Consider the following 14451-nt stretch of genomic DNA (forward strand, 5'->3'; position numbering starts at 1 on the left):
TCACATTTCCGCAGACAGTCACATTTCCGCAGACAGTCACATTTCCGCAGACAGTCACATTTCCGCAGACAGTCACATTTCCGCAGACAGTCACATTTCCGCAGACAGTCACATTTCCGCAGACAGTCACATTTCCGCAGACAGTTACATTTCCGCAGACAGTTACATTTCCACGGACAGTTACATTTCCACGGACAATAAACATAACACCGGAAAATTTTCTCTATTTCAATTATTTAGAGATATTTTGATTACTTATTAATCAATATGTACTAGTATCGATTTAACTGGTTGAAGGTCGTACCAGTAATAAGAATACAAAACAAAAATAGAGGACCTGATAATGACTAAGCAATTTTTCCAGATAGCTGTATTTCTAGTACTTTCTCTCTCCTTACTGCCAACTGCTTCGGCTAACATTTGCCTGGAAGTTCCGCTACCGCGTTCCAGTGAATATGATTATGAAGATAATATTTTGGTTGATTCTTACGATGGTATTCAAATCGCTGCTAATCTATTCACGCCCAAAAGAGAGGCTCCTGCGGCTGGTTTCCCGGTAATTATTTTCGTTAATAGCTGGGTTCTAGATGAACATGAATATCTCATTCAAGCGGCGCAGTTTGCTAAAAAGGGGTACCTGGTTTTTAGTTATAGTGCCCGCGGTTGGGGATGTTCGGGTGGTGAAGTCAATGTTGTTGGCGATAAGGACATGCTGGATATTTCTGCCATAATTGACTGGTTGTTAGCCAACACTCAGGCAGATTCAGGCAATATCGGTATTAGCGGCATTTCGTATGGCTCAGGTATCAGTTTAATGGGACTTGCCAAAGAACCAAGGCTTAAAACTGCAGTGGCCATGAGCACTTGGGGGTCGTTAACAAAGTCGCTTTATCAACACGAAACGCCCCGTTTGTTTTGGGGGTTTTTACTGGTATCCAGCGGTTTCATAACTGGCACTTTAGACCCGGTTATCGCGCAAAATTACTTTAACCTGATCCTCAATCAAAATATCCCGGAAACTATTGAATGGGCCGAAGCACGTTCAGTAAGTAACTTTGTCCATTTGATTAATGAAAGAAATGCGCCAGTCTACCTGGCGAACAATTTTGGTGATAACTTATTTCAGCCGAATAATTTATTAAATTTTTACGAACGGTTGAATGTACCCAAACGGCTCGATCTCAATCAGGGAACCCACGCCAGTGGTGAAGGCTTTGGACTTGTGGGATTAGATAATTACACATGGAATAATACCCATCGATGGTTTGATTATTGGCTTAAGGGAATAGACACCCAAATCATGCAAGATAAACCCGTCACTATGGCTGTTGACTTATCTGATCAGAGAGATGAGTTTAGTAATTGGCCCATCGATGAAAGCGTCAATAAAACTCTTTATCTAAAACCTCGTGGATTATTTTCAAATGGCGAATTACTACAGTCACCTTATCATCCATGGTGGACTCGAACTAACACCATTATCAGCGGGTTGGATACTGTCGCGACAACTGGCATTCCAGCATTGTCGGCAATACTTGATGGTCATTTAAAAATACCGGTAAAAACTCCCTTGTCTCTGGTCAGTCGTGTTAACGGAATTGTTTTTAAATCACAATCTTTAACCAAAAAAATGAAAATCAGAGGTATTCCTAAAATCAAACTTCATGTCAAACCCTCATCTTCGAAATTACAACTAAATGCTTATCTTTACGATGTTCCGCCCAGCGGCGTCGGCACGCTAATAACTCATGGCCCGGTTACTTTGCATAGCGCTCAGGCTGGTAAAGTGGTTCAGTTAGATTGGGAATTCGTGGCAACGGCTTACGATGTTCCGGCGGGACATAAGATTGGAATCGCTTTGGATACTTTTGATTTATTATATGGCGTTCCAACGATATTACCTTACTCAGTGGCGTTTAAGTTTAACAGTGATCTAAGTTCCAAATTAGTTTTACCACTGGTGGATTAATCGAGAAATCATGAATCATTAATGCGATGATAGTTCGCAATAAAAAGGAGCTTAAGCGCTCCTTTTTTCTAAAATTGCGTATTACCGCTTCGCATTTTTCTCTGTTTTTTCCGGCATGAGTGATTTGACGTGGAGTCGCTCAAATTCTTGACGGAAACCATCGATATTAAATTCCCTTTTTAGCGCTTCAATGCGTTGTTCGTAAGTCGCAATATTATATTTTTCCTTGAGCGCTTCTAGCTCTGTATAAATGGGAGTCGTTCCAGTATTTCCCCAGTTAGTGTTTGGGGTCGCAATTTGTGGCTCGTGCAATACAGTGGTTTTTAAGTAGCAGGGCACTTCGGCAATTTGTGAGTCGCCCGCGGAAGTGTGCATACTTTTTTTAGTGCTAAGTCGACTATTGCAAATGCTCATTGTTGCGCCGGTGACGACAGAGCCGTGAGTGCCGGAATGACCCGTGATACCTGAGCCGCTATAAGTGACTGAACCAATGTAGAGATCAAACGGATTACCCCAATCGGGTTCATCCGCTGACATGACGGAAAAAGAAGCTGCTAACAGCGATGATGTGATTAGCAGATTGCCGATCTTGTTTTTCATACATACTCCAATAATCTAAATGTCGAAATTGATTGTTCCCAGTAAACAAGTTGATTGAGAACATTTTCAGTGCAAACCAATGCCACCAAAGTGGCTGTTCACAAGTGCATTTAGTTTGAACCTGTGAGTCCATCAGATCGATTGATTAATAGGGCAAGGCAGGGAATTGCTGGGAAAAAATGGGTAAAAAGTAATTTTATCCGTTTGAAATAAAAGGTTTTTTTGGAAGTTCTGAAAGATTTTTATTTGCTAACTTTCCATGTTGGAAAATTAAAGCTTTCCATATTGGAAAGTGTTTGTTATGATACTTTCCATATTGGAAAGTTAGAGAGTCAATGAGAGGAGAATGTAATGAAAACGACTGATACACTTATTTCTGTTGATGAAGCCAGGGCCGCACTGGAGTCGTTAGAGGATACACACAGAAAAGCGATATTATTTTTCAGGCCGCCGCTTTGGCTAAATTTATTAGCTGCATCGATGTTTGGGATGCTAACTATGTCTTACGCATTGATGAGTCACGATAACAATTGGGTACTGGGATTGGATCTTTCATTGGCTGGTTTTCTTCTTAGTGTTGCATTTATGTTTTATTCGTATCGTTTATTGGGAATTAAAATGAAAATTGTTCCGGCAAGTTTGTCGGGAAAGATTTTTCAGGCGGTGCAAGCTGTTATTTACAGCGCGATAATATTTGGAGCGAGAGAGCTCTATCTTGATGGGATGGCTTGGACACCTTATGTGGCAGCAGTGCTTAACGCAGGCACTTTTGGTTACTTAATACATCATTATCCAACGGGCGAGTTAGTTTCGAAGGAAGGTGTCAAATGAAGGGAGTAGGTTTTGATAATCTTATACACGCACCAAATCGATTACAAATTTGTGCAATATTGGCCGCCAGCGCCGAAATAGAATTTAAGGTGCTACGCAACGAGTTGGATGTTAGTGACTCGGTATTGTCAAAACATATTAAATTACTGGAAGAAGCTGGTTATGTTTTGCTAAACAAACGCGCCGATTTTGGACGTCAACGAACATGGCTTTCTTTATCATCCACAGGGCGGGCTGCGTTTACCGAACATGTCGCTGCGCTTAAACAAATTGTTGGATAAATTTGTTTTGAAGCGCAAGTTTTACCGGTAACTTGGACGATGAATTTCATAACAGGCGCTAAAAAAATGTGCCGATAACTAAAGCGCTTCTCAATGAAGCGTTAACTCAATAAACATGCACTACTAATCATGGCAAAATCACCGAAGTTGACAATCCCTGAGTCTAAGAACGAGTTTCTTACTGAAATTTTATCTAGTTTTAGGAAGCGAAGTAAATCGCTTAAACATAATTCGTGGAGTATCTCTATCGAACGCATATTTGAAGAGTATGAAGATGATAAGGTAGAAAAAATTGAGATTGAAATTAAGCCATCAAACCGTAATGCAATGCTCTGCTTGAGAATATGGCAAGATCGATGGGTTACCGTATCATGTTGGGAAAGAACTAAAGAGGAAAAGTGGGATTATTTTTTTGAAGGGAAGCTTCTTCCTGAAAAATCGGGACGGCCATTTATTGACTCAGTAGAAGATACCATGGCGAAATTTTTTGAAATGCGTGAAAATAAATTGGAAAGATTTAATAAAATTTGGACCCCTTTGTTAGCTAATGGGCTAGAGCTCGTTAAGTAGTGACTCGATAAAATAGTCAATTAAGAGTTAACAAAACACAGGAAGTCGAATTACGTAAAGATGCGCTTGATTCAGTTGCGTTAAGCGATAATAAATGGAAGTGCCAGATTAATTGTCACTCATTAATAGCTACTCACAGAAAGAGTTAAGAGAACTACTAGAAAATATTGGCCGAGATGTTTGGCTTGATGGAATCACTAAGGTTGAGACCTTATTAAATGAGCCGAATAACCGAGGAAAGCTAGAAATATCGGGTGAAAATGTAGAGTTACCTACTAAAGAGTTTAAAAAATTGATCCTTGGAGTTTATGTTTTGGTTATCGTTGTTGTTATAGTATTTACAGGACTGTTGGTAGTCGTAAACGGCTATGGAACGGTTGACAGCGTTGAATTCGAATCTATACCAGCAAGAATTTCGGTTGGATTGATTATTATTTGGCTAGGATATTTGACGTTTCAGCGAAGTTCGCTTAAAGAGAAGTTGAATACACAACGCAAAAAGCGCGCGTCTTAATTGTGCGTTAATATGAATGTTTTCATTGGTAAGGTTATTTTAGAAATGTTCACCGCGAGGAGGAGGTGACGTTCATTTCAATGAACTTCTTCGATAAATTAATCGAGCGATGAGTTGTTTTTTCCGCAACATTTACTGACTAGCATATGCCACCCCCCCAGAGTTAATTTGATTTTTTTTTCTTATCCTGTCGGTCGAGCTTATCGATCTGAGAAAGCTCAACACGATTTCGACCATTTCGCTTTGCGCGATACAAAGCTTGATCAGCTCGCATAATCGCGTGTTCGATTAATTCATCCGGGGCAATTTCAGCCACTCCAATCGATGCTGTGATTTTGATATCGAAATGTTCTCCCAGCAAACTGGAGGTCGATAGTTCCGAACGCAGACGTTCTGCCATTTTTTCTGCCTCCAGCAGATTTGTTCGTGGCGTTACTGCCAAAAACTCTTCGCCTCCATAACGCATCACTATCGCTTCTGTTCTAAATTGTTTTTGCATTAGTTTTGAAAATTCTGTCAGGACCAAGTCACCTACCGGATGGCCATAAGTATCGTTGATGCTTTTAAAGTGGTCGATATCGATCATCGTGATAGTCAGTGTGCTTTTGTACCTCAGTTGTATTTGTTTTTCCTTACGCAAGCACTCCAGTCCAAATCGCCGATTAAACAAATTAGTGAGTTCATCATAATTGGCGTACTTTTCAATTTTTTTTAAATTTTCGTCTAATGCTTCCGCTAAAAACTGCACCTTGAGTCGTTGCGTTAAGCCATCAACAAATTGATGAGTCGCGGTAGTTTGAAAAAAAATCAAGACTGCATCCATTATCACGATTCCTAGTGATAACTTCAGATACATTGCTCCCCCTAGATACAGAAAGTAGGCGAGGGGAAAAGAACTGATACAAATGATGTAACTAACGTAAGCAAAACGAAATGGCATAAAAATTACTGTGGTAATGCATACTATGGCAATCAATATGACGTAGGTATATAACTCGTGAATAAGTTCGTCGGGAATTCTAAACCAATAGACAGTAGTGCTCCAAACAAAACCGGACATACACTGCAAGAATACGACGTTTTGTAAATAACGTGAGAGATTTTTTGGGCGTTTTTTAATGAATCGATGTGTTGACAAGAATACAGCAGTGTCGACCATCAGACTTACAATCCACCAGCCAAATAAGATCGTATTATCGATATCCCCATACTGCAAAAACACCATATAAGTTGATGCAACGGGAGAAGCCATAATAGCGTTTCGCCCCCGTACCATATAGATCTCCAGACGATCTGAAAATATGGCGGACTGCATTAACTCATCATTGATATCAACCCCATACTTTGTTACATCAATTTTTTCCACTGCTTTATTTTGCCTGTTCCTGGTCGAGCATTTTTATTTCCGTTGACTGCCATTTCCTCGTAAACCGTTTTTGATTTTTAGTTCAGCAGCCTAATTAAAATATAGCACAAAATAGATGAATGAGAATGCTTAAAGTTACAAGCGTTAAGCTATTTCAATGAATAGGAGTTTCTTTATTTATTGGTTACTTTCAACTAGTTTTCTCAACGATGTGTTGACCTGAATCTGATTTTTAACTGTTGCAAATACCACATCTGTTTGAGTAGAGCCATATTGGGTCAAGCCATCGACGAATTGGCGCAAGTGGGGCATATCTTTGGCGACAACCTGAATTAACACCAATTCTGCCCCTGTTAATACATGGCACTCGCAGACTTCAGGTTTTTCGACAATAGCACTAACAATTTCTCGATGATGTGATGAGGATGCGTTTAATCTGACGAAAGCTTTGATTCCAAATCCTAGTTTTTCGGTGTTGATATCCGCGCTGATTTCATTAATAACACCGCAGTCGTAAAGTCGTTCAACTCTTTCTGTTATGTTGCTGCGAGAGCGCTCCAGTTGTTTTGCCAGCTCTGATATTGTGATTCGTCCATCATGTTGAAGGAGTTCTAAAATTTTCCAATCTAGGCCAGTAAGAGGTGGTTGTGGCATTTTGTTTCCAATACATTGATTTTAATAAGCAATCTGTATGTAAATAGTGAAATAATGGCTCAAGTTAATCTGGTAGAGAGCGTTATTGGCATCATATTATGAATGTCTATTTATATTCAATGAATTCGCACCAGATTCAACATCGCCCTCAACTTTATTTAGTCTGTGGATTATTGCTGGTTGATGTCTTATTTTTATATTAATGATCAAAAAGGAGCTAAAAATGAAAGTTGTTAAATTAATATTTGCCATCAAATGTTTGGTTTTGCCTGTCTGTTTGTCGGGTTTTGCTGGCCAAGCTCATGCTTTTAGCAATGCTGATAAGCCAGTACATTCTGTCGAGGCCACGCATTTAGCCAAGGCGAAACCACAATCACAACTAGGCTTATTTGAACCATTACTCGGAAATTGGCGAATTGAGGATTTTCAACTCGATGCGAAAGGTCAGTGGCAACCGGCCGGTGGCGCTGACTGGAATTTTTACTCAATTTTAAATGGAGCTGCAATTCAAGATGACTGGATAGCGCCGTCTTTAAGTAAAGCTGCACCGAAACAAGGGAGACAGTTTGGTACCAATATCCGAATTTATAATCCGGCTAAAAAGCAGTGGGAAATGGCATGGATGTCAAATAATGGTAAAAAGGTCGATACCTTTATTGCTAAGGAGAAGGACGGAAAAATTATTATGCAAGGAATCTTTGGCGGCAAAAATACCAAGATCACTTTCTATGATATTTCTGAGAAAACGTTTTTATGGAAAATGGAACAAGAAAATACTGCAGATAACAAGACTAAGAACTGGAAAGTAGTTTATAAAATTAAAGGGACCAAAAAAAGACACTAAAGTAAGAAAGGTACGATATAGTTAACTTAACTTCAAACATCAATTTTTATCATTTGATAATGATAAAAATTGATGCGTTATCAGTCGAAATTATTCCGAACTCAACTTAGTTGTTTTTCACTTTATTTTTCTTACGTGGAGGATTGTGCGCAAACTCTAATCGGTTACCGCTCGGCTCTCTAAGCATCATATGTTTGGTTGGTCCACCATAGGCTAACTCAGGCGCAAACTCGATAACTACTCCGTCCACTTTTTTTACTCGCTCATAAATCCGATCTAGTGTTTTAAAGTCAGGCACACTGATTGCCAGATGGTGTAAACCAACGTTATTTTTACGGTTGAACTTTATCGCAGTAGCTGGCGACTTTATTTGCCAAAGCGTCAGGAATATTTTCCCGTCAGTCACAAAATTAGCAGGATAGTCCTTATCTCCACCGGTTAGTCGCCAACCCAGCGTATCAACAAAAAATGAGGTAGATTTATCCAGGTGAGTCACCGATAAGCCAACATGATTAAAACCTGATGTCAGTGGTTTTTCTAGCTTCTTTGGATCTGCATGTAGATTGGGGAAGTATAAAAAGCTGAGAATTAGCAGGCTAAATATTGAACTGATTGGTTTATTCATTCGTTTTCTCTTTGGCTTATAAGATTGGATGGATAGGGCGTGTTTATCTTTCATTCTTTGAGATTGCCGAGGTCATTTTTTTGTTCAGCGAGGCGAAAGATGAACCATGTAGTCATCCTACAGGTTCAGCTTTTAACGCGGCTGGGCGAAAAAATGGCCCGGCCCTTCGGGTTGTGACTAAAATTTCGCCACTCTGCGTCGTTTGTCGCTCATTTAGAATAACTAAACCACGCTTCGCACTTCTTGATTGGCAAAATTTTAGCCGCAACAATCTCAAAGAATGAAAGATAAACACGCCCTAAGCCGCTTAGACGAAAATGTTCCGTTAATGTTACATAGGGATCCGTTAATTCAATATTAATTTCATCAAGGACTCACAATGGTACTTTTTCAACGGGGTAATTTTTGTTATAAGTAGGCTAGACCCTCAATCTTAAATAACAAATAGAAGAATCAAAATGACTATTAAATTGTTATGTGGACTGGCATTAGCCGGACTGTCCATATTTGCTAAAGGCTATACCGCTAAAAGCCAGGCACCAGTAGAATATACGCCGGGAATGGACGTACTGCTTTATGAAATTAGCAGCGAAAATCAAAATAAGCTCAAGTTAGTTGATAACATCAGTAATGTCGATGGCTATGACAATCAGCCGAGTTTTACACCAGATAATAAAAGCGTGTTATACGTTTCGGCACGAAAGGACAATCAGACCGACATATACGAGTTCCAAATTCAGTCCAAAAATACCAAACAGTTAACCCATACGCCTGAATCTGAATATTCGCCAATGATGGAGAAGGGCAACAAACAGTTTACAGCGGTCAGGGAAGGGGGCGAGCCATACCAATCGGTTCATCGTTACTCTTATCCTGCAAAAGGTAAGAAAAATACTCAGTCGAAATGGGCGGTCAAATCACATACGCCAATTGGCTATTACGCATTCAATCAAGATGGTATTGCCGCTGGTTGGGCGCGCTGGGCAAATTCCATTTACATTTTTACACCAAATTCAGCCCAGGCAATATTTGCAATTGGTCATGCACTACCGTCTAAGCCGCTGTTAATTCCAAACTCCAAACAATTTAGCTTCGTTCATCGCCAGGCAAATGACGAGCTATGGATCAAATCACTCGACCCTGTCAGCCGTGCTGTTACGCCAATAGCGCCGGTACTTGATAACAATATAGATTATGCCTGGACACCCGATAATCGAATTATCTCAGGTAAAGGCAGTCAACTGTTTATCTGGAGCCAAGCTGAACAAAGCTGGCATCTTTGGGCTGATTTGAGTGATAGCAATATTGCGGATGTTTCTCGGTTGGCGGTTAGCAGTGACTTTAAATATATTGCCGTGGTAGCGAAAATTCCGAAGTAGCAACCAGGCACAGGGAACTAAAGATGTTTTAAGAGCTTCTACAAGTTGGCGCAGCTATGCTCGAAGACTTGGCAAACACTATCACAGAAATTTCACATTAACCGGATTAAATTATTTAGCATTTTTTATAGCGAATAGGGCTAGTTTATTTAGCCTGATTTTGCGAATGACAACAGAAGGAGTAGTAGTTAAAAATGCGTATATTAGTGGTAGACGATAACAGGGATATTGGTGCTTCAATTATCGATTATCTCGAATTTAACGGCCATTCAGCGGACTTTATTGCCAATGGTTCGGCCATGCTGCAGTTGGTGAAAAATAATACTTACGACCTAATTATTCTGGATGTGATGATGCCTGGTATTTCTGGTTTTGAAGCCTGTCAGCGCCTCCGTGAGAACTGTTCAGGTATACCGGTTATATTTTTGACGGCGCGAGACACATTGGATGATAAGCTTAAGGGGTTTGACGCAGGCGCCGACGATTACCTGGTGAAACCATTCGATATGAAAGAGCTATTGGCGCGAGTTAATGCACTGGGTGCGCGGGGTGAAAGACGTGATACCGGTAAGTTGTCCTGCGCCGATGTTCATATTGATCTGCAGCAGCACAAAGTCACTCGTGCAGGTGTTCCAATAGGCCTCAATCCAATTCAGTTCAAACTGCTTGAGTTACTGGTAAAGAACTATCCTGACGTTGTAACAAAAAATACGCTGGAGTATGAAGTCTGGGGCGAAGAGATCCCTGATAGTGATGTATTACGCAGTCAGATTTATCAACTGAGAAGCAAGCTGGACAAGCCTTTCTCCAGATCACTGATTAAAACCGTTCACCGAATTGGTTTTAAAATAGAGTGTGAAAATGACCTTTAGAAAAAATATTACATCGGCGTTTATCAGTTTCTCGATACTTTTGTCGTGCCTCTATGGACTGCTGGTTTGGGGCGCGGCTTACATGACTGAAGATAGCCTTTATGAACACATTTTGGTTAAACAAAAAGATAAGTTCATGGAACGCTACAATCAAGATAAAATGTTTCAACCGCCTCAGTTTGGAATTGTTACCGGCAAAATTCTCTCAATTCCACTAACCATCAATTCAAAAGTTATTTTAAATCAGGTTGTGGAACTTGATGATAAACATCATTTACAAATTGTTCTAGATGAAAAGCGGTGGCTAGTTTTTAGTATGGAAGAGTCGGACGGACCTGTCGATTATGCAGAGCCGTATTTGATAGGACTAATTTTACTGATTGGTAGCTTTGTTATTTTCTGTGGTATTGGCGTTGGGACTGTTGTTGCCAGGCAACTTTCTGAACCCCTTGAAGACCTCGTTCGACAGGTAAAACAGTCCGATCCTTCAAAATATCAAAAAATAACTTCCCATAAAAATGATGATGTTCGAGCCCTGGCGAACGCGTTTAACAGCACTATGCTACGTGTGCAAAAGTTTATCAGAAGGGAAAGTGATTTTACTCAATCTGTGAGTCATGAGCTTCGCAGCCCATTAACCGTTATCAAGGTCAACCTGGCACTTATGCAACAACACCTTTCTGACGCAGAATTGTATCAACGGATGATACTTCGAATGACGCGAGCAACTCGCAATATGGAAAGCCTCACTGAAACCTTTTTATTGTTAGCAAGAGAAGAAAATTTTTCGCAGACATCAACATCGTTTAAACCATCAGGAGTATTCAAGCAGGTTATACGCGCTGAAAATGAGCGGCGAGCTGAAACTCTGCACGAGGAAGAAGCGGATGGTTGTCATCAGGGGGCTCGTCGAAAATTACAACTTGATTGGCGATTTTCAGATGAAAATGCAATGACTTTAAACAGTAACGAAAGTTTATTTGAAATAATCACCAGAAATATTGTTGATAATGCTTTTAAATATGCGAAGTTGAAAGTAAGTGTTATCTTTCGGCCGAATCATCTCATCGTTTATAACCCAATCAGCGGTTCGACTGAGACTGAGATTGGGGCTGGTGTAGGCTTAAAAATCATTCAACGAATATGTGATGCGTTAGGGTGGGAGTTAAAATTGTCATCAACAAATAAATATTTTATTCTGCGAATTAACTTTGGTCACGTAAAATTGATTTGAATTCTTGCTGCGATTGAAGGGACGTTGAGGCATCATTTAAAAACGATAACCTCAACATCAACGAGTAGAATTTGATTCTTGGTTTAGATTATAAAATCTTCATACGAATTTTACTTTCGTTAACCCTCAAACTCAATTTCCACAGCGGCGTATTTTTTTCCATACAGACCAGGGATATTGTTTACTGGGATCATCTCCAATAGTCCACCACTTTGCTCGATAAATAAAGCCGTCTTTCACTACTTTATCACCTCTGGTATAAATTTTATCTGCCAGCCATGGTTTAAAACCACAGTACTGGTCGGGTAAACTAAATACGGCGACCGGTGCAGTAGGCTCATTTCGTTCATTATCGCCAATCATCCAGAGCTGATTGTCGATCACAGACAGGTCGCTAGGCTCACTGATGGGATCTTGCGAAAAGTCGATGACTTGCTCTATTGCGCCTTCTGTTGATAACACTAAAATTTCAGTAAAGGCCGCTGATAAGAGATATAACTTGTTATTGCTATATGCAATTCCCTCTGCGTTATACTCGTTGGCTTCTTCAATGATGTTACCGTTAAAGCTCAATGGAAATTGTTGTTGAACCTGCCAATTTTTATCAAGAACGTACAAGGTATCTTGTTCAAATTCATCAACGCTGTTGTTCACCATGTAAAAATTTTCACTGTCGGGATTATAGGCAATACCGGCGAAGTCCTGATCTGGGCTAATTTCCAAACTAAACTCCGCCGCTTTTTGATAGTCACTGCCGTATTGTTGGTAATGGACAACTTGTTTTGAATCGGATATGGCGTAAAAGCTACTTCCATCGGTGGAAACGACCATTTCTATACAACCCTGGTTACAGACAATGTCCTCAAATTCAAGTTTTACTCTGGCTCGGATTTCACTGAAATCGGCGGTCAGTTCAAAAACTTCTGCCTGATCCGTTGCCACCCACCAGCCACCATCTAAACGTGGGTAAATACCTGACGGCTGTCTTATTTCGTCAGGTAAATCGTGGGTATTGAGCATTGACAATTGGCCTGTATTACTTAGCGGGCCATCGCCGGTATAAGCACTTTTATCTTTAACCTGAATGATGGTTGCGTCGCTGTCAGAGCTTCTGCTAATAAAAGCGGAATACTTGTCAAAAACCTGAATATCAGTGTAATCAGTTTCACCTGCCAACTCTATTTTCCAGGAGCGTTGAGTCGCCAGATCATCTGATGTTGAAAGTTCATACACAAATTGCCCCGGCGCTTCATCGGTTAGTAACCATAGATTTCCATCGTATGAAGATAAGCCATTGATCTGTATTTGTTGGTTATTCTGGGTGAGATTGTGAATCTGTTCGAGTTCGCCAGACCAATTGAGACGAAGCAAATCACCGGCAATTTGATCGAAAGCCCATAATGCCAGGTTTTCGCTATCCCAATGAATTTCAGTTAAATTTCTATTGGGAAAATTAAAGGATTGCTCACTACATCCAGAATCTGCTTTAAAATATATTTGATCATCGCCTTTGACATACCAAACTCCCATAACGCCTGGGCTTATGTCGATACTGTCTACGGCAATAGGCGTTTGACTTTGATAACTTAATTCAGTCGCAGCATTGATGGTGCCATGTCGACCAGATTGTTCGATAACATTGAGTAAGGGAAAATCCAGGTAAATACTGATGGGATCCTCGATTTCAGCTTCTCCATCAGGGTAAAGCACATATTCTGAGATAGGGAAACTTTCTTCCAGTATACCGTTGTTATCTTTGTTGAGATACGCGCTACCGGCATAACTATTTATGCGAGTGTTTTTGCTAAGCTGAGCCTTATTAAAATAGCTACTGTTAAGATAAGTAGGAGATGATTCAAATGCCGACAGATTGATACTAACGGTTGCTGCGGCAAAAGAGGCCAATAAGCTCAAATGGTGAGAAGTTCTTTGCATCATAAATTCCTTTGTTTGTTAAAAGCCTGATGATGATGTCTCACCAAGTGTGGAAAAAACGTCATTAAGAAAGTTCTGGTTTAGTTGATATTTTCGGCGTTTAACTGGAAAGATTGATTAACCATTGCTATGCTGCTGATGGAAACGTCAGCTATTCCAATGATAAAATTTTGGTGAACAACAGGTCTTCAAAAAGCCAGGGATATTGAGCATGAAAACAACAAGAATACTGTTTTTACACGGGGTGCTTTTACTCGGATTGCTAATACCCATGCCAGCTATACAAGCTGCAGAGATTAGTGATAAAAGCTCAACCAACGAAAGCTCGACTAAAGCAAGCTCGACGAAAGAAAGCTCCGCAGAAGCTAGCAATGAAAAAACAGACAGTGAAAAAACTAGCACTGAAAAGTCAGATGATGAAAAGTCTCCCAAAGCGGATGATAAGAAGAGTAAAGATGACAAAAAGAAAAAGTTACCGCTACTGTCTACGTTGTGGTTTGATTACAGCGCAGGCTTTCCGGAAAGCGCGTTAATGTTTGGTGTTTACTATCAGGAAAAAGCTGCAGATCAGGCATTAAACAAAGTCACGGCTAAGCAGTGGAAAGCGGAAAAAATAAAGATGCGCAATGAACAGGATGAAACGGTCTTTGTTCTGCTAACAGGTAAATATAAAACACGACTAGCCGCCGAAGCGGCAAAAGTAAGTTTACGCACAGAGACTGGTGTCCGTTCTAAGCTAGTAAAATCTCCCGAGAGCAAGTAGCTATTATGAACGCA

General features: G+C 40.2%; 16 protein-coding genes. 11 read left to right on the top strand and 5 right to left on the bottom strand.

Annotated elements, in window-relative coordinates; genetic code table 11:
- The coding region (locus tag FLL46_RS27405) for a hypothetical protein (RefSeq protein WP_210418687.1) at positions 1-262 on the top strand (262 nt) is incomplete at its 5' end.
- 81 nt (positions 263-343) lie between these two features.
- Positions 344-1969 (top strand): alpha/beta fold hydrolase, encoded by a 1626-nt coding sequence (locus tag FLL46_RS12325; RefSeq protein ID WP_142893826.1) that lies wholly within the window; start codon positions 344-346, stop codon positions 1967-1969.
- Between the two features lie 81 nt (positions 1970-2050).
- Here FLL46_RS12325 and FLL46_RS12330 read toward each other — a convergent pair whose 3' ends face one another.
- Positions 2051-2569 carry a hypothetical protein gene (locus FLL46_RS12330; protein WP_142893827.1) on the bottom strand — a complete coding sequence of 173 codons (519 nt, stop codon included), beginning with the start codon at positions 2567-2569 and terminating at the stop codon, positions 2051-2053.
- Between the two features lie 351 nt (positions 2570-2920).
- Between FLL46_RS12330 and FLL46_RS12335 the strand changes: the two genes are divergently transcribed.
- The 4 genes from FLL46_RS12335 (at position 2921) to FLL46_RS12350 (ending at position 4765) form a co-directional block, all read left to right on the top strand.
- Positions 2921-3400 (top strand): hypothetical protein, encoded by a 480-nt coding sequence (locus tag FLL46_RS12335; RefSeq protein WP_142893828.1) that lies wholly within the window; start codon positions 2921-2923, stop codon positions 3398-3400.
- Entirely contained in the window at positions 3397-3681 is a 285-nt protein-coding gene (locus tag FLL46_RS12340; RefSeq protein ID WP_142893829.1) for a transcriptional regulator, read from the top strand. Before FLL46_RS12335 ends, FLL46_RS12340 begins: the two co-directional genes overlap by 4 nt.
- Before the next feature lie 129 nt (positions 3682-3810).
- Positions 3811-4251, top strand: coding sequence for a hypothetical protein (locus tag FLL46_RS12345; RefSeq protein ID WP_142893830.1), 441 nt, complete (start codon positions 3811-3813; stop codon positions 4249-4251).
- A gap of 112 nt (positions 4252-4363) precedes the next feature.
- Positions 4364-4765, top strand: coding sequence for a hypothetical protein (locus FLL46_RS12350; RefSeq protein ID WP_142893831.1), 402 nt, complete (start codon positions 4364-4366; stop codon positions 4763-4765).
- 163 nt (positions 4766-4928) lie between these two features.
- Here the strand turns inward: FLL46_RS12350 and FLL46_RS12355 are convergent, their stop codons facing one another.
- On the bottom strand, positions 4929-6131 hold the full coding sequence (locus tag FLL46_RS12355; RefSeq protein ID WP_142893832.1) for a GGDEF domain-containing protein: 1203 nt from the start codon (positions 6129-6131) through the stop codon (positions 4929-4931).
- 177 nt (positions 6132-6308) lie between these two features.
- Positions 6309-6785 carry an Lrp/AsnC family transcriptional regulator gene (locus FLL46_RS12360; protein WP_142893833.1) on the bottom strand — a complete coding sequence of 159 codons (477 nt, stop codon included), beginning with the start codon at positions 6783-6785 and terminating at the stop codon, positions 6309-6311.
- A gap of 223 nt (positions 6786-7008) precedes the next feature.
- Here FLL46_RS12360 and FLL46_RS12365 point away from each other — a divergent pair, with 223 nt between their 5' ends.
- Positions 7009-7629: a hypothetical protein gene (locus FLL46_RS12365; RefSeq protein WP_142893834.1), complete on the top strand. Its 621-nt coding sequence runs from the start codon at positions 7009-7011 to the stop codon at positions 7627-7629.
- A gap of 106 nt (positions 7630-7735) precedes the next feature.
- On the opposite strand, the gene FLL46_RS12370 is transcribed toward FLL46_RS12365, so the two are convergent.
- Positions 7736-8254 carry a VOC family protein gene (locus FLL46_RS12370; protein WP_142893835.1) on the bottom strand — a complete coding sequence of 173 codons (519 nt, stop codon included), beginning with the start codon at positions 8252-8254 and terminating at the stop codon, positions 7736-7738.
- Positions 8255-8712: 458 nt separating this feature from the next.
- Between FLL46_RS12370 and FLL46_RS12375 the strand changes: the two genes are divergently transcribed.
- The 3 genes from FLL46_RS12375 to FLL46_RS12385 all read left to right on the top strand — a co-directional run bounded on the left by FLL46_RS12375 (position 8713) and on the right by FLL46_RS12385 (position 11739).
- Positions 8713-9633 (top strand): TolB-like translocation protein, encoded by a 921-nt coding sequence (locus FLL46_RS12375; protein WP_142893836.1) that lies wholly within the window; start codon positions 8713-8715, stop codon positions 9631-9633.
- A gap of 194 nt (positions 9634-9827) precedes the next feature.
- Entirely contained in the window at positions 9828-10505 is a 678-nt protein-coding gene (locus FLL46_RS12380; protein WP_142893837.1) for a response regulator transcription factor, read from the top strand.
- Positions 10495-11739, top strand: coding sequence for a sensor histidine kinase (locus FLL46_RS12385; protein ID WP_142893838.1), 1245 nt, complete (start codon positions 10495-10497; stop codon positions 11737-11739). Before FLL46_RS12380 ends, FLL46_RS12385 begins: the two co-directional genes overlap by 11 nt.
- 132 nt (positions 11740-11871) lie before the next feature.
- Here the strand turns inward: FLL46_RS12385 and FLL46_RS12390 are convergent, their stop codons facing one another.
- Positions 11872-13677, bottom strand: a complete 1806-nt coding sequence (locus FLL46_RS12390) for a hypothetical protein (RefSeq protein ID WP_168204144.1) — start codon at positions 13675-13677, stop codon at positions 11872-11874.
- A 208-nt stretch (positions 13678-13885) separates the two neighbouring features.
- On the opposite strand from FLL46_RS12390, the gene FLL46_RS12395 reads away from it, so the two are divergent.
- A complete protein-coding gene (locus FLL46_RS12395; protein WP_142893839.1) occupies positions 13886-14437 on the top strand; it encodes a hypothetical protein in 552 nt (183 codons plus the stop codon).
- The last annotated feature ends 14 nt before the right edge of the window (positions 14438-14451 follow it).

Origin of the sequence: Aliikangiella coralliicola, from assembly GCF_007004725.1 — a bacterium.
Taxonomy (GTDB): Bacteria; Pseudomonadota; Gammaproteobacteria; order Enterobacterales; family Kangiellaceae; genus Aliikangiella; species Aliikangiella coralliicola.